Source organism: Paraglaciecola sp. (assembly GCF_039964565.1).
GTDB lineage: Bacteria > Pseudomonadota > Gammaproteobacteria > Enterobacterales > Alteromonadaceae > Paraglaciecola.
Genome location: NZ_JBDVXF010000039.1, coordinates 109,946 through 130,160 on the forward strand (window position 1 = coordinate 109,946; position 20,215 = coordinate 130,160).

General features: G+C 40.9%; 22 protein-coding genes. 5 read left to right on the forward strand and 17 right to left on the reverse strand.

Translation table 11 applies throughout. From position 1 onward, the window contains the following. Positions 1 to 10: 10 nt before the first annotated feature. Genes ABJK37_RS17560 through bolA form a run of 3 tightly spaced genes read right to left on the reverse strand, consistent with a single transcriptional unit; the run spans position 11 to position 2,302 of the window. Positions 11 to 1,372, reverse strand: coding sequence for a TRAP transporter large permease subunit (locus tag ABJK37_RS17560; RefSeq protein ID WP_348356650.1), 1,362 nt, complete (start codon positions 1,370 to 1,372; stop codon positions 11 to 13). Continuing rightward, positions 1,372 to 1,926 (reverse strand): TRAP transporter small permease subunit, encoded by a 555-nt coding sequence (locus ABJK37_RS17565; protein WP_348356652.1) that lies wholly within the window; start codon positions 1,924 to 1,926, stop codon positions 1,372 to 1,374. The genes ABJK37_RS17560 and ABJK37_RS17565 overlap by 1 nt, the downstream gene beginning before the upstream one ends. Positions 1,927 to 1,981: 55 nt before the next feature. Next, a complete protein-coding gene (gene bolA / locus ABJK37_RS17570) occupies positions 1,982 to 2,302 on the reverse strand; it encodes a transcriptional regulator BolA (RefSeq protein ID WP_348356654.1) in 321 nt (106 codons plus the stop codon). 267 nt (positions 2,303 to 2,569) lie between these two features. On the opposite strand from bolA, the gene ABJK37_RS17575 reads away from it, so the two are divergent. From ABJK37_RS17575 to ABJK37_RS17585, 3 genes are all read left to right on the forward strand, one after another. After that, a complete protein-coding gene (locus ABJK37_RS17575; RefSeq protein ID WP_348356656.1) occupies positions 2,570 to 3,727 on the forward strand; it encodes a methyltransferase in 1,158 nt (385 codons plus the stop codon). 10 nt (positions 3,728 to 3,737) lie between these two features. Then, complete coding sequence (locus tag ABJK37_RS17580; RefSeq protein WP_348356658.1) at positions 3,738 to 4,337, forward strand: peptidylprolyl isomerase; 600 nt, start codon at positions 3,738 to 3,740, stop codon at positions 4,335 to 4,337. Between the two features lie 289 nt (positions 4,338 to 4,626). Continuing rightward, the gene (locus tag ABJK37_RS17585) at positions 4,627 to 6,831 is read left to right on the forward strand and encodes a TonB-dependent receptor (protein ID WP_348356660.1); all 2,205 of its coding nucleotides are present in this window, start codon (positions 4,627 to 4,629) and stop codon (positions 6,829 to 6,831) included. A gap of 118 nt (positions 6,832 to 6,949) precedes the next feature. Here ABJK37_RS17585 and ABJK37_RS17590 read toward each other — a convergent pair whose 3' ends face one another. From ABJK37_RS17590 to efp, 7 genes are all read right to left on the reverse strand, one after another. Then, complete coding sequence (locus ABJK37_RS17590; protein WP_348356662.1) at positions 6,950 to 8,653, reverse strand: GMC family oxidoreductase; 1,704 nt, start codon at positions 8,651 to 8,653, stop codon at positions 6,950 to 6,952. Positions 8,654 to 8,696: 43 nt separating this feature from the next. Further along, on the reverse strand, positions 8,697 to 9,323 hold the full coding sequence (locus ABJK37_RS17595; protein WP_348356664.1) for a gluconate 2-dehydrogenase subunit 3 family protein: 627 nt from the start codon (positions 9,321 to 9,323) through the stop codon (positions 8,697 to 8,699). 144 nt (positions 9,324 to 9,467) lie between these two features. After that, positions 9,468 to 9,983, reverse strand: coding sequence for a GNAT family N-acetyltransferase (locus ABJK37_RS17600; protein WP_348356666.1), 516 nt, complete (start codon positions 9,981 to 9,983; stop codon positions 9,468 to 9,470). Beyond that, positions 9,983 to 10,624: a hypothetical protein gene (locus ABJK37_RS17605; protein WP_348356668.1), complete on the reverse strand. Its 642-nt coding sequence runs from the start codon at positions 10,622 to 10,624 to the stop codon at positions 9,983 to 9,985. The genes ABJK37_RS17600 and ABJK37_RS17605 overlap by 1 nt, the downstream gene beginning before the upstream one ends. Next, complete coding sequence (locus ABJK37_RS17610; RefSeq protein WP_348356670.1) at positions 10,614 to 11,048, reverse strand: hypothetical protein; 435 nt, start codon at positions 11,046 to 11,048, stop codon at positions 10,614 to 10,616. The genes ABJK37_RS17605 and ABJK37_RS17610 overlap by 11 nt, the downstream gene beginning before the upstream one ends. Positions 11,049 to 11,106: 58 nt before the next feature. Further along, positions 11,107 to 12,081, reverse strand: coding sequence for an elongation factor P--(R)-beta-lysine ligase (epmA, locus tag ABJK37_RS17615; protein WP_348356672.1), 975 nt, complete (start codon positions 12,079 to 12,081; stop codon positions 11,107 to 11,109). Positions 12,082 to 12,149: 68 nt separating this feature from the next. Continuing rightward, on the reverse strand, positions 12,150 to 12,719 hold the full coding sequence (efp, locus tag ABJK37_RS17620) for an elongation factor P (RefSeq protein WP_348356674.1): 570 nt from the start codon (positions 12,717 to 12,719) through the stop codon (positions 12,150 to 12,152). A gap of 34 nt (positions 12,720 to 12,753) precedes the next feature. Here efp and epmB point away from each other — a divergent pair, with 34 nt between their 5' ends. After that, positions 12,754 to 13,779 (forward strand): EF-P beta-lysylation protein EpmB, encoded by a 1,026-nt coding sequence (gene epmB / locus ABJK37_RS17625; RefSeq protein ID WP_348356676.1) that lies wholly within the window; start codon positions 12,754 to 12,756, stop codon positions 13,777 to 13,779. Between the two features lie 29 nt (positions 13,780 to 13,808). On the opposite strand, the gene ABJK37_RS17630 is transcribed toward epmB, so the two are convergent. Further along, a complete protein-coding gene (locus ABJK37_RS17630; RefSeq protein ID WP_348356678.1) occupies positions 13,809 to 13,994 on the reverse strand; it encodes a hypothetical protein in 186 nt (61 codons plus the stop codon). Positions 13,995 to 14,086: 92 nt separating this feature from the next. Here ABJK37_RS17630 and ABJK37_RS17635 point away from each other — a divergent pair, with 92 nt between their 5' ends. After that, the gene (locus tag ABJK37_RS17635) at positions 14,087 to 14,395 is read left to right on the forward strand and encodes a hypothetical protein (RefSeq protein WP_348356679.1); all 309 of its coding nucleotides are present in this window, start codon (positions 14,087 to 14,089) and stop codon (positions 14,393 to 14,395) included. Between the two features lie 19 nt (positions 14,396 to 14,414). Here the strand turns inward: ABJK37_RS17635 and ABJK37_RS17640 are convergent, their stop codons facing one another. The 6 genes from ABJK37_RS17640 to nudF form a co-directional block, all read right to left on the reverse strand. After that, on the reverse strand, positions 14,415 to 15,701 hold the full coding sequence (locus ABJK37_RS17640) for a hypothetical protein (protein WP_348356681.1): 1,287 nt from the start codon (positions 15,699 to 15,701) through the stop codon (positions 14,415 to 14,417). Between the two features lie 54 nt (positions 15,702 to 15,755). Beyond that, a complete protein-coding gene (gene parE / locus ABJK37_RS17645) occupies positions 15,756 to 17,645 on the reverse strand; it encodes a DNA topoisomerase IV subunit B (protein ID WP_348356683.1) in 1,890 nt (629 codons plus the stop codon). A gap of 76 nt (positions 17,646 to 17,721) precedes the next feature. Then, complete coding sequence (locus ABJK37_RS17650; protein WP_348356685.1) at positions 17,722 to 18,300, reverse strand: YqiA/YcfP family alpha/beta fold hydrolase; 579 nt, start codon at positions 18,298 to 18,300, stop codon at positions 17,722 to 17,724. An 8-nt stretch (positions 18,301 to 18,308) separates the two neighbouring features. Then, entirely contained in the window at positions 18,309 to 19,055 is a 747-nt protein-coding gene (locus ABJK37_RS17655; RefSeq protein ID WP_348356687.1) for a metallophosphoesterase, read from the reverse strand. 13 nt (positions 19,056 to 19,068) lie between these two features. Continuing rightward, on the reverse strand, positions 19,069 to 19,512 hold the full coding sequence (locus ABJK37_RS17660; protein WP_348356689.1) for a DUF1249 domain-containing protein: 444 nt from the start codon (positions 19,510 to 19,512) through the stop codon (positions 19,069 to 19,071). Next, entirely contained in the window at positions 19,505 to 20,140 is a 636-nt protein-coding gene (gene nudF, locus ABJK37_RS17665) for an ADP-ribose diphosphatase (protein WP_348356691.1), read from the reverse strand. Before nudF ends, ABJK37_RS17660 begins: the two co-directional genes overlap by 8 nt. Positions 20,141 to 20,215: the final 75 nt, after the last annotated feature.

Here is a 20,215-nt window from a genome sequence, read left to right on the forward strand (position 1 = left end):
TAAAGACTCTCTAAAGCAAGGAAGGTAACCAAGTTACCAGGTTTGGCCAAACCGCTAAACATGCTAATAAGACCAATTGAATGACAATAAAAGGCGTTACCCCTGTGTAAATGTCAGATGTTTTAACTTCTGGTGGCGCGACGCCGCGTAAATAAAACAATGCAAAGCCAAATGGGGGCGTTAAGAATGAAGTCTGTAAGTTTACAGCTATCATGATCCCTAACCAAATAGGATCAACTCCCATGGCTAACAAAACTGGGGCAACCAAAGGTACTACTACAAAAGTTATTTCAATAAAATCCAAAATAAAACCAAGTAAAAATATCACTACCATGACCAATAGCACGGCAGAAAAAACGCCTCCAGGTAGGCTAGCAAATAGCTCTTCTATTAATTCTTCACCACCAAATCCGCGAAATACCAAAGAAAAAATTGAAGCGCCAATTAAAATTAGAAACACCATAGAGGTGACTCTTGTGGTCGACATCATTACGTCTTTTAATTTTTGCCAATCTAACTTTTGGGTAATAACAGCCAAGACCAAAGAGCCTATTGCGCCGACCCCTGCAGCTTCTGTTGGAGTAGCAAACCCGGCCAATATTGAACCGAGTACGGTAATGATAAGCACTAAAGGAGGGAACAAAGCTCTAATTAATCCAGAACTAGATATAGGAGCGCTATCAATTCGAGTATTACGAGATAAATCGATTTGTTTGCTGGCAAAAACTAACACGTACAACACGTACATCAGAACCAACATTAACCCTGGTACCAATGCGCCAACAAATAAGTCGCCTACAGAGACTGACTTGGGCGAAAATATACCCATACTTAATTGCGCCTGTTGGAAAGAACTCGATAACACATCACCTAATAAAATTAACGCAATGGACGGAGGAATAATTTGCCCTAAAGTGCCGGTTGCACATATTGCACCACTAGCAAAAGATGGCGAATAACCTTGTTTTAACATGGTTGGTAGCGAAAGCAGCGCCATAGTCACTACTGTTGCTCCCACTATTCCGGTGCTTGCCGCTAGCAACATGCCAACCAATACTACCGATATTGCTAACCCAGATTTTAATCGACCAAATACTTGCCCCATGGCAACCAATAAGTTTTCTGCCACTTGAGATTTTTCTAACATTACGCCCATAAAGACAAATAGAGGCACGGCAATAAGCGTTTGGTTTGAAATGATCCCAAATAGGCGACTTGGAACTGCTTGCAGGTAGGCGGTGTCGAACACGCCAAAAAACGCACCGACAGCTGCAAAAATTAATGCCGTCCCCGCTAATGAATAAGCTACGGGGTAGCCAAATAGCAAAACCAAACACACCGCTAAAAACATCACAAGAGCGAGATATTCCATTATTGCACCTTCTCTTTTTCTAATTGCTCTTTGTCTATTTGTTTTTGCTGACGTATTCTCAGGATGTTGCCTATAATCTCAGCGATGCCTTGCAACACCATAGTAAGTGAAAAGGCTAAAAGTAAACTCTTTAACAAAAATACCGCGGGGATACCTCCCGCCGCTTGGGAATCTTCTAATATTTTCCACGCTGAAACTACGTATTCGAAACTAATGAAAAAAATAAATAGGTTGACTGGCATTAATAACACTAATCCACCAACAATATCGACTTTTGCTTGTTTGGTAGGTGAGAATTTTCGATAAAAAATATCGACTCGAACGTGTTCGTTAACCCGCAAAGTGTGGGCGGCTCCTAATAAAAACACCATGCCATGAAGATACATGACCGATTCTTGCATCGCGACCCATCCCATATTAAATCCATATCTGAGCACCACAATTAGAAACGTCACCAACACCATAAACAGGGTAAACCAACTGACCAATTGACATAATACGAGATGGAATGAATCGATTTTTTTCTGCCATTTAGCAGCATGATTTAACAGCATGGATATTTCTTATTGTTATTAGAGCTGATTAGATTAATTACGAGTAGAAAACCTATCAGGCTGTCTGTTTTGAGCCACCTAAACAATTAGGAGACTGCGGATACTCTCCAAATAAAGACTTCCATTCGTCTTCGGTATAGGTATGCAGTGCAAGCGCATGAATATCGTTTGCAAGTTCTTCTTTTAACACTGAATTTACTGCTCTATGTCTTTTTATCAAGCGCTCACCACTGAAAGCTGGTGTAACAATTACCACTTTAAAGTGGCTCTCAGAGCCTGCAGGTACATTGTGTTGTGAACTTTCGTTGATCACCTGCAGATGTTCTGGTTTAAAGTGATTCATTAGCTTTTTTTCAATGTTGCTTTGAATATTCATTTAGTTGTCCAAGTTCAATACTTTAGCTTGCTTTATGCACCTAATTTTAGCTACTAAAACCAATAATTGACACAAAAAATTTACAAATTACGAATCCCATTTCAATACTAAACGGAGTTTAGGGTTAGGTTCTTATTCTCCCTTGATTACCCATTGTTACTTTAGTTTGAGTTCTTTGATGGCGCCGAGTATGTCTACCTAAATGTCGTGTTATCATATAATGATTGAAAAAGTTTTCAGTGCGTCATCCATCAAATTTGGACAGAAATGAACACAAGTTTAACCCTCCTAGACAAACATTTGCAGTTAGTTAGATATCCACAACAGCTACAACATCCCAGTTGGCAAGCGTGGGATGCGGCCGACGAATATCTAATAGAATACATTGAACAAAATATTCCTGATTTTGAAAAACTATCGATCAGTATATACAACGATGATTTTGGTGCCTTAGCTTGTTGGTTTGCCGCTTCGCATCCCCACTGGGTGTCGGATTCATATGTTGCTAAACAATCCTGTTTGATAAACCTAGAACAAAACAATATCCCAACTGAATCGATAGAATTTTATGATTCGGTAACACCAATTGTAGATAAAGTTGACCTAGTACTGCTTAAAGTGCCGAAAACCACTGCTTTGCTCGAACAGCAATTGATTGACCTGCAAACTAGAGTGTCGGCTTCCACTACTGTTATTGCCGCAGCAAAAGCCAACCTGATCCACAAATCTACTTTGGCATTATTCGAAAAATACCTGGGTGTGACTACTACATCATTAGCTAAGAAAAAATCTCGGTTAATATTTTGTCAGCCTACTGCTGATAAATCTGCTTTAAGTCCTTATCCAACTATTTGGTTCACTGAAAAGCCAAAATTTGAAATCAGCAATCTAGCCAATGTTTTTGCGCGTCAGCAGCTCGATATTGGCGCAAGGTTTATGCTTGAGCATTTTTCTAAATTACCCGAGCTGGATAATAAAACTGTGGTTGATTTAGGTTGCGGAAACGGAATTTTAGGACTTCATATCCTTAACCAGAAGCGGCAAACCAAAGTGGTTTTTGTTGATGAATCTTATATGGCTATCGCTTCTGCTAAACAAAATATACAGACTAACTTGCCTCAGCAACTCAGTCAGTCTGAGTTTATGGTGAATAATTGTTTGGATGACTTTGCGAAAAAGTCTAGCGCTGCCGAAATAGATCTGGTGATATGTAACCCGCCTTTTCATCAACAAAATACTATTACTGACCACATAGCCTGGCAGATGTTTAAAGATGCTAAAGCTGTACTTAAAAAAGGAGGGCAGTTGATTGTGGTTGGTAATCGACATTTAGATTACCCGAGTAAATTAAAAAGGTTGTTTGGTAAAGCAACAACAGTTGCAACTAATCAAAAATTTAGTATTTTGTCAGCAACTAAACTCTAGGAATTTATCAATGTTAAAAACACTTTTAGTTAGCTATCTCGTTATTGCCTCCACTTTAGTTTTAGCTAAGGCCAAAGACGATGGTTCACATATTCAACCCGATAATTATTACCCTAGAGTAAAAATGGTTACGAGTATGGGAGATATCATCGTTGAATTAGATCGCACAAGGGCGCCCATTACCGTCAATAACTTCTTACGCTACGTTGACAAACGTAGTTATGAGGATACGATTTTTCATCGCATTGTGCCCGATTTCGTAGTGCAAGGTGGTGGTTATGATACTAACTTTGTAGAAAAGCCCTCATTTGGAAAAATAATTAACGAATCGGGGAATGGTTTAAAAAATAGTATGTACAACATTACTATGGCAAGACAGGATGATCCCCATTCTGCGACTCGGCAATTCTTCTTCAATATGAATAATAATGACAGTTTGGATCCTGGACGGAACTGGGGCTACACAGTATTTGGCTCGGTAGTTGAAGGTTATGAAGTGTTAGATAAAATGGCCGAAGTGAAAACGGATTTCGATCCCAAGTACGGATGGTCAGATGTCCCAGTAGAGCAGGTAATATTGCGCAAAGTCATAGTATTGCCACCTGTTTAACTATTAGCGTTTTCCCGTAACTTTAATATGTCGCAGCAGGGGAGTTTGTCATTTTCTATTGCGCCAGTTATCACGATCCTCATAAGCATTATTCAATGCTTAGTGACAAAGTCGTAGACAAACATGATTGTTTAGTCATTGCTTATCTAAACATAACCAATCTTGCATTGAATAAAATTTCTGCACCTTGCATGGTTTATCCTAGTATCTTGTTTGAGTGACAGTCTTTACCCAATCCCAATAAAAAAGTTTATACACACAGAAAACACATAAAAATAACGGAGCAAAAATGAGCAATATATTTAATCATTCGGCTATCAAGCCGTCCTTTAGGCTGGCTTTACTAGCTAGCGCAGTTTCAGTTGCGTTTAGTGGGTCACTATATGCTCAAGAAGAATCTTCTGAAGTTGATGGCAATGAAAGAATTGAATCTATCACTGTTACCGCCACTAAACGCGCACAGGTTATTTATGAAGTGCCAATTGCAATAAGTGCTTTTAGTGGTGAAGCCCTTGCTTCCCAAGGTATTAGTGACTTAACCGATGTAGGTAAATTTGTTCCAAATCTAAACGTGACGGGGTTTTCGGCTGGACACACTTCTTCAGCGAACCCTTTTATTCGCGGAATTGGTTTACAGGATCATCTTATCACCACAGATCCTGGGGTCAGTGTTTATGTAGACGGCGTCTATTTGGGACGCCAAGTGGGTCAGAATTGGAACCTAAATAATATTGAGCGTATCGAAGTGCTGCGTGGCCCACAAGGGACACTTTATGGAAGAAACTCTATCGGCGGAGCGATTAATATCATCACTAAACAACCTGACAATGAAGCCGTAACTAAAGTGGGTGTAGAAGCTGGGACCCGCGGACGTATTAAAGGTGATGTGTTTGTAAACAGAGCGCTAAGTGATTCACTCTCATTTAACTTTAACGCAGGTTATAACGCTCGTGATGGATTAGGTGAATTTATTAACGTGCCGGACGCTGAATATGATGTAGGTGAAACCAAAGATTTATATACACGTCTGTCAGTCAAATATGCACCAACCACTGATTTTAGTTTGGTGCTTACCGCAGACGCCAATGATGGTGAAGGTGGCTTACGTCCTTATACTACTTTAATAGATGAAGTACCAACTGGCGCTTACTATACTGGTATGCGTTTTGGTGCGCCCACTCCATCGGGTCCACTACGCAATTCTGATTTGGCGCCTGATATATACGATAACGCCACAGGCACTAAAGAAGTGACGACTGTTAGTAACGAAGCGAGTGGATTATCAATTACTGCGGATTGGAGTTTAACCGATACGCTAACCACTAAAGCTGTCGTTAGTCATCGTACGTCAGAGTACAAAGCTGGATTAGATGACGATGCAACTATTTACGCATTAGATCACTATCCTGAAAGAGGAGACGCTGATCAGACATCAATAGAGCTGCAGTTAAACGGCTATTACGATGAATTTGATTTTGTTTCAGGTATCTATTGGTTTAATGAAGAAGGTAGCAACCGTCAGGGCGAGGACTCTAGCTTTAATGGTGGAGGCAATTTATTAGAGTTAGATCAAGAAACTACCAGTCGCGCTGTGTTCGTTAACATGGGGTATGGTGTCACAGACGACCTGCGTATTTCTGGTGGCTTGAGATACACTAAAGATGAAAAACAAGCGACAGCCAACGTGGGCATTGGTCCATTTACTTCAGAAGATGACTGGAGTGAACTTAGTTATGAGTTGTCGGCCAGTTATACCTTAGAAAACGGTTTGAATGTTTACGGTACTGTGCAAAGTGGTTACCAATCAGGCCAGTTCCCAGCGCGTCCTTATTGTTTATTTGGCGATCCAGAATGTTTTGTGGCTTCAGAAAACATTACCGCTGTTAACTATGAAGTTGGCTTAAAAGGTCAAGTGACAGATAATTTTAGTATGAGTGTGGCAGTCTTCAATACCGAATTTGATGATTTACCATACCAAGTCAGCACTACGTCTGAAGGTGGGTTTGATACCAGTAACCTAGTCGTTGAACAAACCTCTAGAGGCATCGAGTGGGAAAGCACCCTCTATTTTACTGATAATTTTAAGCTACACACTAGCCTAGGATATATGGATGTTGATGTATCTGAGCAAGATGGGGTTCAACCTGTTGCACCTTTAACTCCAGATCTTACCGCTTCAATTAGCCCTTCATATGAGTTCGAATTAGCTGGTGGTGCGACAATTAGCACCCGAATAGATTATTCGTTTCGTAGTGAGATGTATGGTGAGCCAAGTTCTGATCCCGGTCGGTTGACCGAAATAGACAGCCGAGAGCTGGTTAATTTTAATATCGCCTATGCACCAGCTAAAGGTGATTGGACAGTATCCTTATACGGAACCAATATTTTTGACGAGCGGTATGACAATGCACGACTAAATACCGGAGACTATATCTTGCGTGTTTTAAGCAATGATGCCAGTGAATTTGGTGTGAGATTTAAAACCGAATTTTAGTTAATTAGCCACAAACATAAGATGCAAAAAGTGACCAGCAAGTGGTCACTTTTTGCATTATCTATTGCTCGAGGAGGAGCAACTGCACACACAAATTGTGTGTGGCCTTACATGATGATTATATGATGCCTTGTTTAAACAACTTAACTGCGTGGTTAGCCGCCCTAGCTGATAAGGCCATATAGGTTAACGATGGATTTTGGCATCCACCGGATGGCATGCAGGCTCCGTCGGTGATAAACAGGTTTGGCACGTCATGGGCCTGACACCACTTGTTGAGTACCGACGTTTTAGGATCGCGACCCATTCTTGCTGTTCCCATTTCGTGAATACGGTTACCTGGGAGAGACAAGTCCAATTCTGCATCTGGACCACGGCTAATATCCGTTGCTCCGGCTTCTTTAAGCATTGAATAGGCGTCTTTTTGCGCTTCTCGCATCATGATTTTTTCGTTCTCGCCCATTTCACAATCTATATAGGCTTGAGGTAATCCCCACTTATCGGTTTTATCTTTTGATAAGGTCACACGATTTTCGGGGTTGGGTAAAATTTCTCCAAAACTATAGATACTTATCCGCCAATTACCTGGCTTACGATTGGATTCTTTGAAGTCAGCACCTATACCAGCTTTGTTACCTGTCCAGCTTTCTCGCCAGCTTCCACCTTGAAAGCCAAAACCACGTAAATAAGGTTTGTTATCTTCTGTGATATTGGCATATCTAGGAATATAAATCCCACCGGGTCTGCGTCCGTAATAGTATTTGTCATCAAACCCAGAAATCACACCATTGGCACTAGCCGCACTAACATGGTCCATTAAATTGCGACCCACTTGATCCGATTTATTAGCTAAACCATTGGGGTACGTTGGAGACTTTGATTGCAACAAAATCATTGCGCTAGCGATAGCAGAAGCATTTAAAAATACAATACGAGAAGTATAAGTCGTCACTTCTTTACTATTGGCATCGATAACTTTTACACCAGTGACTCGTTTGGTCGTTGCATCATAGTCAAGTGAATGCACTATGGCATTGTTAACTATCGTGCAGTTTCCGGTGCGCATGGCAGCCGGAAGAGTGGCTGAATTGGCAGAGAAATACGCGCCAAAACTACAGCCTTTATTACAGTGATTTCGCGCTTGGCAAGGACCTCGACCCAGAGCCATCTGCTCTGCAGTTGGCGCGGTTAGGTGTGCTACTCGAGCGGGTATGACTTTTCTACTAGCAAAAGCACTTTCCAAATTCTTCTTAAAAGCTTTCTCGGCACAAGTTAATTCGAAAGCGGGTTGGAAAACGCCATCAGGCAGTTGTGGCAACCCCTCGTGGCTGCCTGAAATACCCGCAAATTTTTCGACATAATCATACCACGGGGCTAAATCATCATATCTTATAGGCCAGTCAGTGCCATGACCATCTAGTTTATTGGCCTCGAAATCTTGCGGACCCAGTCGATAAGATTGTCGCCCCCAAGTTAAAGATCGTCCACCAGTGTGATGACCTCTAAGCCAATCATAGGGTTTGTCTTTTGGGGTGTCGTAGGGGTGTTCGCTGTCTTTTACCCAAAAATGTTTAGTACTTTCTTTTACCGCGTATCCCACGCCACGATGCTGAATGGGATAGTGTTGTTTGATTTCATCTTCAGCTATTTTATCAAAGTTGGGTGTGTCCCAAGGATTTAAAAAGTCAGCATAGTCTTTTGCAGGTTCAATTTTCTGACCTCGTTCAAGCACTAATACTTTTAGACCTTTTTCGGCTAGTTCTTTAGCGTTCCAGCCTCCACTCATTCCTGAACCAATCACAATGGCGTCATAATGGGTCATTTTAAGGTTCTCCTGCTTTTTTTATTATTATCTGGTTTGTGAATCAAGCAGCCCAAGAACGACCAACTTTTTCAAAGGGAATACAGGCCTCCCAGCGACCTGGCACTAATTCATAGCGTAATTCCTGACTTGCCCCCACTTCAGATAAATAATAAAAGCGTGCAATTAAGTTTTTTACGGACCGGTAAGCACTCAAACGTTGATAATCGCTAGAAAAAGCTAAGTTATCTAGGGTGCTTAAAGTGGCTATTTGTGTTTCGGGATTTTGCTCTAAAAAAGCAACACCAGAAATTTTGTCAAGTTCATCATTAACTAACTTTAGTGCATCACGGTGGGCGGTTTGGGATTGTATTGACGCCCAGTCTGTATGCAATTTGTCCATTAACTTCGGCACGCCTACTGCCAATGCACCAATAGTTTGTGTATCGGGAATTATCAGGTTAGACAAGCGACTGACCAGCAGGAATTCTTTAGCAGTGTAAAACTCATGGTTAGAATTGTGTTGAGCGCTACCTTTTTCTAAGTCCATAATAGTCGTGTTGAGACTGCGGGCGCATCCACTCGTACTTGCTGCGCCGACCGAAGCTAGTATGCCCAGTAAAACATTTCGCCGTGATATTTCCTGATTATTGGCTATATTTGAGTCTTGTTGATCCAACTTGTTTTTCATTTTTTCTCCAAACCACCTACAAATCGTATACAGCTAAGGCATAGGTTTATTAGGTAAGCAAAAGGCATAACGCTCTACAGTAAATAAATTGGTTTCAAATGGAAAGTACAAATTATTTATTGTTAAGTATAGTAAAAAGTGATGTTAATTTTTCATACTGAGTTCAAACAAACGAGTTTCATCAATACTGCCTTCTAGGCGAATTATTGACTTGAAATTGAACCCCAGTTTTTCTAGTAAATTGATTGATTTATGATTGTCCAATGAGGTTAACGCGAGGATCTTTGGGTGACGTTGCTGTTGAACAATCTGCTCCAAAACTAATTTAGCTGCTTCAAAAGCCAATCCTTGCTTTCGATACTCTGGCATAAACGCGAAGCCAAGGTCTGGATGAGTCAATCCAGCTCGCTTTAGTAAACCGCATAAACCAATAGGGGTTTTGGCTGACAGAGACTCCACCAGTAGTAATCCCATGTCGTGTTGTTGGTACATGGTTTGTGGGCCTTCTTCGATATAGGTAATCGCATCCTGTTTATTTCTGACCCCTCTGTCACCAATGTACTTAAGCCAGTCTGGGTCGCTCATCAACTCTTTGATGAAATCCGCATCTTCGATAGTTAACTGTCGCAGTGTCAATCTGTTAGATTTAAGAGTGTTCATCAGATCTGTTCTCGACGATATTTCAATAGTTGCAGTTGTTCCAAGAGCAAATCAATTTTCAGTTGTTGTTGCTTTGTGACCTTTGCCGCTCTGGGATAACCCCAATGTCCCCGGTCATTTACCCAGCCATGCTTCCAAAAATAAGTATTGCGAATAAACTCAGTGGCAAAATTATCTATGTCCATATCAAAACAACCAACAAGGCAAGTGTCTAAGTATGATTGATAAATAGGGTAGTCGGTACTGGCTTGCTTTTTGTGAAGATTGACACATATCCATATTTTGCACTTGTCTGGATTTGAACGAATTTTAAAGAGCTCATTCTCAAGCGCAGTAGATTTTTTGGCGGGCACTATGGTGGTAGGGTCAACCTCAACAAATTCATAGTCTTGTTCGCGGGTGCGTAGCTCAAGTGATATTTGTTCTATGGGTAACAACACGGCATTCAAATGTGCGGACTCAACTCGGCTTACTCCCAAACAGGTTTGCAAGTCTTTGATGCCTCTTGCCAACCATTCTCGTTGCCATCCATGGGCTAGGATAGGCATATTATCGCAGAATATATTTGAATAGCGTGAACGACTATCGTGGCTGAGTAAACTGCCATATCCCACTAAGTAGTGCTGTTGACTAATCAACATATAAGGTCACGGCCATAAAGATAAGTAAAACCACGTAAGGGTAAGCAACAGTCGGTTTGAGTGATTGTTTGATATATTCGCTAAGCAAACCTAACGCATTGGCTCTAGATTGATTCCAAGCAAGATTAAATTGCATGCCTAATTGTGATGTTTGACCTTGATTAGTTTCATCATGAATAGCTTGTTCGACAACTAAAAGTCGATGCGAAATACGGTTTTGAAAGGTTTTCCAAATGCCATCTTGTAGCCACAATATCGCAATTATCAATGAGCCTCCAAGTCCAGCTTTTACACCATACATTACAAAACAGCAGACTAGAACACTCGTGAGTTTGATTACTAGCGAACATTTCTCGTAACTGTCAAATTGGTTTTGTAGAGTGATCCATTCATTTTGTAGTGCGTTTGCATTAGGGTTAGGCAACTTATTATCCTTCAGATGATTAAAAGTACGACGTTATTGGGCTCGCGGCCTTTAATATTTATGCTCGGCTATTTTCAAACGCGATAACTTGTTCAATTTTATTACATTTCAATGCTAGCATTAGCAGACGGTCAATTCCCAGTGCTACACCCGCACACTCCGGAAGACCTGAATCTATCGCCGCTATAAAATTTTGATCGATAGGCATTTTATCTAAGCCCTGCTTTTGGCGCTTGTTATTGTCGCGTTCGAAACGATTAAGTTGCTCGACACTGTCGGTTAGTTCATGGAACCCATTAGCCAATTCTATACCCTGAAAATACAATTCAAATCGTTCGGCTACTAACGGGTTGGTTGCGCTTATTTTAGCTAATGCTGCTTGGCTAGCCGGAAAATCTGTCACAAAACACGGCCTGTCTTGGCCAATGTGAGGTTCTACTTGCTGGCTAAATAACAGCATAAGTAATGTGTCTTTATTGTTTTCATCGGCTGCTAGCTCCGCATAGCCAAACTGGCTGCTTAGCGTTTTTAAATCATCCAAAGTAGCAGTTAACGGATCGCAATTTAGGTGTTGTTTGAATAACCTTTGATAAGTCGTTTTTTCGGCAGGCTCACACCTCAAAACCATTTGTATGAGCTCGTCAATCTCGGACATGAGTTGTAAGTGATTAAAACCCGGCCGATACCATTCGAGCATGGTAAATTCAGGATTATGAAAACGCCCTGTTTCTTCGTTTCGAAAAGATTTACATATTTGATAAATGGCTCCGCTACCCGCACTTAGCAGTCTTTTCATCGCAAATTCAGGAGACGTTTGTAAATACAACGTGTGTGATTGCGGTGCGAAGGGGTGCTGGAATTGGGTCGAAAATGAATGTAAATGTTCGTCGGTGACTGTGGCGTGACTTAACGCTGGAGTGTCTACTTCAAGGACATCGCGTTTTGCGAAGAAGTGCCTAATTTTTTGCAAAACTAAGGCTCGTTGCTTTAACGCTGCAATTGATGCACTAGGCCTCCAGATGTTTGTTCGCATTAAAATCCTTATAATTAAACAATAAAAAAGCCCACCAAAGTGGGCTTTCTACATTTTGATTTCATGAATTATTTTTGTGCTCTAGATACATACTCGCCGCTGCGGGTATCTACTTTAATAACTTCTCCGGTTTGCACAAATAGTGGTACTCTGACCACTGCCCCAGAAGACAACGTGGCAGGTTTGCCACCCGTACCAGCCGTGTCGCCCTTAAGGCCTGGGTCGGTTTCAGTAATTTCTAATTCAACAAAGTTAGCCGGCTGCACAGCAATTGGTGCACCGTTCCACAGTGTGATAGTGCAAATGTCGTTCTCAACTAGCCACTTTACGTTTTCACCTACAGCTGCTTCATCTGCGGCGATCTGTTCAAATGTGTCGTTGTTCATAAAATGCCAGAACTCGCCATCTGTATATAAATAGGCGAGTTCGGTATCCAATACATCTGCACCTTCTACTGAATCACCTGATTTAAAAGTTTTTTCTATTACTTTTCCGGAAATAAGTTTGCGAATTTTAACCCGACTAAAGGCTTGGCCTTTACCCGGTTTAACAAATTCATTTTCAAGAATGTTGCAAGGTTCGCCATCGAGCATTATCTTAAGGCCCGATTTAAACTCATTTGTGCTGAAATTTGCCATGTGTCCCCATAATATAACTAAGCTGAGTCTGTAATTGACGCAAATAATACCTAAAAAATTGATGGCTGTAGAGAGTAACTGGCAAAAAGAACTAGCAATGTGCTTTTCTGACCCTGTTTCGCTGCTTAATTATTTGGAATTGCCATTAGAAACCTACAAAGAAGACATCAAAGCGCGGCAACTCTTTCCTATGCGAGTACCACGTCCGTTTGCTGCTAAAATGAAAAAAGGCGATCCACTCGACCCGTTATTTTTACAAGTGTTTACTAACAAAAGAGAATTCCACCCCACTCCAGGTTTTTCGACGGATCCATTACAAGAACAAAATAATCAACAGCCAGGCATTTTACATAAATATCAAAATCGTTTGTTATTGCTGGTAAGGGGCGGCTGCGCAGTAAACTGTCGTTATTGTTTTAGAAGGCATTTTCCATATAGTGATAATCATTTAAACAAGCGAGAGTGGCAACAAGCACTAGACTATATTGCTTGCAACCCTCAGATTGATGAGGTGATATATTCAGGTGGTGATCCTTTGATGGCTAAGGACGATTTTTTAGCATGGCTCACCACTGAAATAGAGAATATAAGCCATGTTAAGCGCTTACGCATTCACACTCGCTTACCAGTAGTGATTCCTTCTAGAATTACGTCAGAGCTTATCTCTTGGTTTACACAGTCTCGTCTCAAACCTGTGATGGTGTTACATATCAATCACGCCAACGAAATAGATAACACCTTGGCAGTGTCAATGAAAAAGCTAAAACAAGCAGGGGTCACTTTACTTAATCAGGCGGTGTTGCTTAAGGGAATAAACGATACCTCCGATAAACAAATTGATTTGAATGAAGCGTTATTCGATATAGGTGTAATGCCTTATTATCTACATGTTTTAGACAAGGTCCAAGGAGCAGAACATTTCGATCTACCAGACGGCAGCGCCATAAAATTGATAAGAGAATTGATAAAGCGTCAGCCAGGATATCTGGTGCCTAAACTCGTAAGAGAAATAGGTGGCCAGCCTGGCAAGACGCCACTTGATTTACAGCTTCATCCATAGCAAGTTCCAAAATGGCTATGCTTTTACAATCAAGCAAATGTGTCGATATTAGACCCAATTGCTGGATTAGCAGATGAAACTTTAGGTGCTGCAGCTGCCTCGATTAAATCTAGCGTCGCTTGACCTTCTACTTTTTGCTGTGATTTAGCAAGTTGTAGAGATTTGATTTCAAGCGTTGAGTTAACCGAGGAGTTACTTGCTCCTGAAATATCCATACAGTGCTCCTTATTACTTGTAGCAGCGTACAAAAACGGGCAAAATCGCCCGCATCAAAACTGTATCGACAACCTTAAGTAAAACTTTAGTTATGCAAACAATTATTCAAAGTCTTAGCGAAAATGTCCAAATTATATACCGAAAATCTATCGATGCCGATCACATCATCAGCCGTTTACAACAAGATGGAAAAGGTAAGTTTAGTGCGATTTTCGGAAAAGATGCGGGCTTCAAAACTAGTAGCCGATTATTCAAACCTTACGTGGAAGAATTAGCCAATGAAGTACTGGCTTTAAATCAACAAGATCAAGTAACCGTAAAACAACATTTACCGCAAATCGTAAAAAAAATTGAGTTGATATTAAAAACCCTGAACCAATTCCAAAAGACTGCTCGTTAACGCAAACATTCAAGCCTATTCAGCGGAGTTGATGAATCGCTAGCTCCGCGATTCGCCGGTTGATACTTTGCACCATTTTCAAGTATTCGGGGCTGTCAACTTCGGTAAACTTTCGGTTGAATTCGATTTTACTCAAACCTTCCGGTAAATCTTGGATATCGGGGAAGAATAAGTGTTCGTCGGCAGTTCCCGCTAGGGTGTTCTGTAATAAAATGGCCGTTGTAGGATGAGTGGCGGTTATCGCAAACTCTACCCCAGCAAAGTCAGCCGCTAAGTCCACAAAGCTGTAACCACTTCCATCGTCACTTCTATCCATTAATTCCTTGAATTCGCCTATCGCAATACTTAGACCTTGTTCTGATAATATTTTTATAGCGGCGGAGAAAATAAAATGCTGATTCAAATCAGCTCTATTTGCTAAAGTGGGTTTAGCGTTAGGCATAGCGACCTTGCGTTTTTGGGGTTGCACGTCGCCCACTAAGTTAGCAAATCTATGGTGACCAGCATATATTGCCAGTGCCATAATGGCAGCCTCGTTTTCTTTAGGCGCAGTTTCATAGTTAGAGCGTGCTTTTGCAAAACTAAATATCGCTCCAATATACTCAGATAAAGATTGTGGTGATAACCTTTTACCAACATTTAATAGAGACAGTTGTTCCAAATAAAAGGCTGTTCTAAGGCGCATTGCTTCGTCACTGTTACCTCCTACACCTTGTTTAACATCATTCAGTTCTCTGAGAAACTGTGCCAGCGGCAGTACAGTCAGTTGAATTTGGTGTTCAGTCATAGAGACAAATTCTACTTGCTTGACAAATTGACTGGCGATGTCGCTACTGGTGTACCAATTTGCAAAGTGAACCAATGTTTGTAGAGCCAAGTTGCCAGGTATTTTCACCGAACCAAATTTAATATATTCGACTCTAATGCCAGCGCCAGGTAATAATAAAACGTCAATATTTAGGTATTGCCCAAAAGGATTATTAGGTAGTTGATAGCTCGCCGAAATACTGGTGGAGTCAGTTGCAATCAGCACTTGACCATTAATTTTTTCATGGGCACGTTGTGCAAACCCGACTAAGCTGTTTAACTGATCTTGGCTAATATCGATAGTCTGCTTATGCGTTCTATTTTTTACGCTATCTCTAAGTTGAGCCATCAGTTCTTTGACTGATTCTGCTTGATTGACTTGTTCACCACTGTGCGTGACAACAGTGGGAGTGGACTCTATGGCGGTTACAAAGAGTCCGAAAACAATAATAGCCAACAACAGCAATAAAAAACTTATATATTTAAATAGCTTAACCAATATAGGTACCCTTTAAGCTTGGTAACACAATACGTTGTAGTTACAGAAATATTACTAAACGATTGCCATGTTCCCTTTTGACTCCAGCCATTCTTTGCGATCCGGAGCGCGCTTTTTGGCGAGCAACATATCCATGGTTTCTAACATTTGTTCTGCATCTTCGACCATTAATTGTACTAATCTGCGAGTATTCGGATCCATGGTGGTTTCGCGCAATTGTAGCGGGTTCATTTCTCCAAGTCCTTTGAACCGTTGCACATTTACCTTACCCCGTTTTTTCTCGGCAACGATGCGGTCTAAAATTCCATCCTTTTCACCTTCGTCTAAGGCATAATAGACTTCTTTGCCTATATCTATTCTAAACAGCGGTGGCATAGCGACATATACATGTCCGGTGTTGACTAGTGTTCTAAAATGTTTAACAAATAGCGCACACAATAAAGTCGCAATATGCAGTCCATCAGAGTCGGCGTCGGCTAAAATACAAATTTTGTCATAACGTAAACCACTTAAATCCTCTGAATCCGGATCAATACCTAAGGCAACTGATATATCATGAATTTCTTGGGAGGCTAACACCTGAGATGAGTCAACTTCCCAACTGTTAAGTATTTTTCCTCGAAGAGGCATAATAGCTTGAAATTCGCGGTCTCTGGCTTGTTTTGCAGAGCCGCCAGCTGAATCACCCTCTACCAAAAATAACTCTGAACGACTTGAGTCTTGAGTTGAACAATCAGTTAGTTTACCGGGCAAAGCTGGGCCTTGAGTGATTTTTTTGCGCGCTACCTTTTTACTTTGGCGTAACCGGGATTGTGCATTGTTGATACACATTTCGGCTAACAGTTCTGCCACATCGGTATGTTGATTAAGCCATAAACTAAAGGCATCTTTTACCACGCCAGAAACAAAAGCTGCGGCTTGACGAGATGATAAACGTTCTTTTATTTGCCCTGCAAATTGTGGATCTTGCATTTTAGTTGATAACACATAGCTACAACGATCCCAAATATCTTCAGGGGTAAGCTTAACCCCTCGAGGTAACAGGTTTCGAAATTCACAAAACTCTCGCATCGACTCTAACAGGCCTTGGCGTAAACCATTAACGTGAGTACCACCTTGAGCGGTGGGAATAAGGTTTACGTAACTTTCGGTGACCATTTCACCGCCTTCTGGCAACCACATGACGGCCCAATCTGCAGCCTCTGTGTTTCCTGAAATAGCCCCTACAAAGGGGGCATCTTCAGGTAAGGTCACGAACTCTTTAACTGACTGATATAAATAGTCCCGTAGACCATCTTCGAAATACCACTCAGTGGTTTCACCGGTATTCTTATCATCAAAGCGAATTCGCAGTCCTGGACATAATACCGCTTTGGCCCGCAAAACATGTAACAGTTTAGACACCGAAAATTTAGCAGAATCAAAATATTTGGGATCTGGCCAAAAATGTACTTTAGTGCCAGTATTACGTTTGCCGCAAGTATCAACTATTTGTAACTCTTGGACTTTGTCACCATTTTCAAAGGCAATCTGATGTACATTGCCATCACGACGGATTGTCACTTCTACTCGTTTAGATAAGGCGTTGACCACAGAAATACCTACTCCATGTAAACCACCTGAAAATTGATAGTTTTTATTGGAGAACTTACCGCCAGCGTGCAGTTTAGTCATGATCAGTTCTACGCCTGAGATACCTTCTTCAGGGTGAATATCTACCGGCATTCCACGACCGTCATCAGTGACTTCAATTGATTGGTCAGGGTGTAATATCACTCGAATTGAGCTGGCGAAACCTCCAAGGGCTTCATCCACACTATTATCAATAACTTCTTGACTTAAGTGGTTGGGGCGCGTGGTATCGGTATACATACCAGGGCGGCGTTGGACTGGCTCAAGGCCGTTTAGTACTTCAATGGCGTCTGCGTTGTATTGATTTGACATAGTGGTTAATCAGCGCTCTTATTATTCGATTAGTGGATGTGTGGGATTACCCAATACAAGTTATACCAAGCTTCAATTAGTCTTGCAGTAGAAACCTAAAAATATCTGGTAAGAATCGCTGAAAATCCTGAAAACTATGATCTCCACCTTGTTCGATACTCAATTTGTGTTGGTTATATTTAGTTTCTGCTTGGCGATAGTCTAAGGTTTCGTCGGCAGTTTGTAATAGTACCCAATACTCAGATGTTGGTTTTAATTGAGACGTATCTAATCGGCGAAGTTCATCAATATGTTTATTCTCTAGCGTGAAAAGTTGCTGGGTATAAGGATTTACGTGCTCTCCTAAAAAATCTTCTAAGAGTTCAAAGGGGCGTACTGCGGGGTTAATTAGCACCGCTTTCCCCGAATATTTTTCGACCATGAATGTAGACAAAAAGCCACCCAAAGAACTGCCGATAAAACGCAGTTTTTTGCCTTTATGTTTGTCGATACAAACTTCAATATCTCTAAGTGCATCATTGGGGTAATTAGAAAGTTGTGGTATTTCTAAGGTCAAGTCAGGATGGTTAGCCCTTACAAACTCTCGTGTTTGGGTCGCTTTTTGAGACTCAGGAGAACTAAGAAACCCATGTAGATAAATAACAACATATTGCACGTTAGTGGTTACTCTTCAATGCGATGAATAGATGTTGTTATTTGACCATTTTCTAGAAGATTTATCACTCTAAATCCTGGCTTTAAATGACTAGTAGCGAAAGATTTCTGGTTAGCAAATTGCCAACAAGTAGAAGGGCAGGCCATATACAAACAATGCTCTACTTGTTCTTCAACTGCAGTATGAATATGCCCATATATCACTCCTTTGATAGATGGATTATTAGCAACAACGGCATTAAATTGTTGTCTATTCGTCCATTCGTGTTTATCCATCCATCCGCCACATGGAATAGGATGGTGGTGGGCAGCTAATAAATGGAAGTCGTTTGAATGCCGATTGATAAATTCAGATAAACCATTGAGCTGACTAATAGATAATTTGCCAACAGATTGACTTGTTTGGGTGTCGAGTAAGTGTATATACCATTGATTAGCTAAAACCAATTGTGAATGTTGCAGCCATAAATACTCAGGATTTATATTGGCGCTTAATTGTTGTTGGTTATCGTGATTACCAGGAATGACGGCTATTTGGCTGTTTAATTTCGCTTCGCGAAGTAAACTGGAAAAGTGCTGGTAACTTTGTGCAGTGCCGTCCCCGCTAATATCTCCAGTAACTAATATCATCTCTGGATGATGTATTCTAACATCCGCCAATAGCTTTTTTAGGCTTTGAAAAGGGTTGATATTGTTGTACCCGACCTTAGTCATATCCGCAAATAAATGACAATCTGAAATTTGTATAATTTTCATTGAATACAATAAATTAGGCTTCGGAGGAATATAGTTGACTGCTTTGTGTCAAACAAAATTGTAGCCATTCAGCTAAGAATATATTCACCATTTCCTTTTCGTTTTTTTGGTACATTTTAATATTTGGATAGTGGTAGCTAGGTTGCAATGAACCAATATTTTGTGCACTGATAACCTCAGCCATTTTTGCATCATGATACAGCCTTACTTGCACCACTGGACGTAAAAACTCGTACCCCATTTGGCTTTTTTGGGACATTTCTAAGGTACTAGTATAACGACTACATTCAACAATCTTAATGGTATAACGTAAGCTAGTATTGACTTCAAATTGATACTGTAAATCTTGTGTATCGCAATCAGGAAGCAGTCTCAATAAACGCCCGTAGTTAACCTCACACACCTTGTGCATGTTGGCGACCTTAGGCACATATTTACGACTCATCTCTCTAGTCATTGGAGCAACTCTCCAAAACGAGTTGTTTATTGATGGCAAACCACTGCAGTGCTATCAGAGTGGCTGCGTTATCAATTTTGCCTTGATTAATCCAATCGAGGGCAACAGAGCAGGGTACTCGGTGTACCAAAATATCCTCACTTTCATAATCCAAGCCGTGCACCCCTTTGGCATCACTGGCATCTATTAAACCGACGTAAATATGTAAACGTTCCGTTGTACCTCCTGGGCTAGATAGATAACTCAAGGCTTTGTGTAATTTTAGAATATCCAAACCTGCTTCTTCTTTGGCCTCTCGACGACATACCTCTTCTGGTGTTTCACCTTCATCTATAATTCCGGCCACTACCTCAATTAACCAAGGTGAAGCGGACGTTGGTAGCGCACCAATTCGTACCTGCTCAATCATTACAAACTCGTCTAATACTGGATCGTAGGGTAATACGGCAATAGCATGACCTCGTTCAAAAATCTCTCTTTGAACTACATCGCTCCAGCCGCCGGCAAACAATTTATGTTTAAATGCGTATTTGACCATTTTAAAAAAACCTTGATACAAGGTTTCCTTGCTTAAAATTTGTACATCGCTACCTGAAAACTGTTGGATAGTGTGTTGCCCTTTTTTCAAATTTGCCACCGCTTCTCAATAATAAACTTGTACCGGTATTATGATAGGTAAGATTAACATAACGAAGTTGCATAT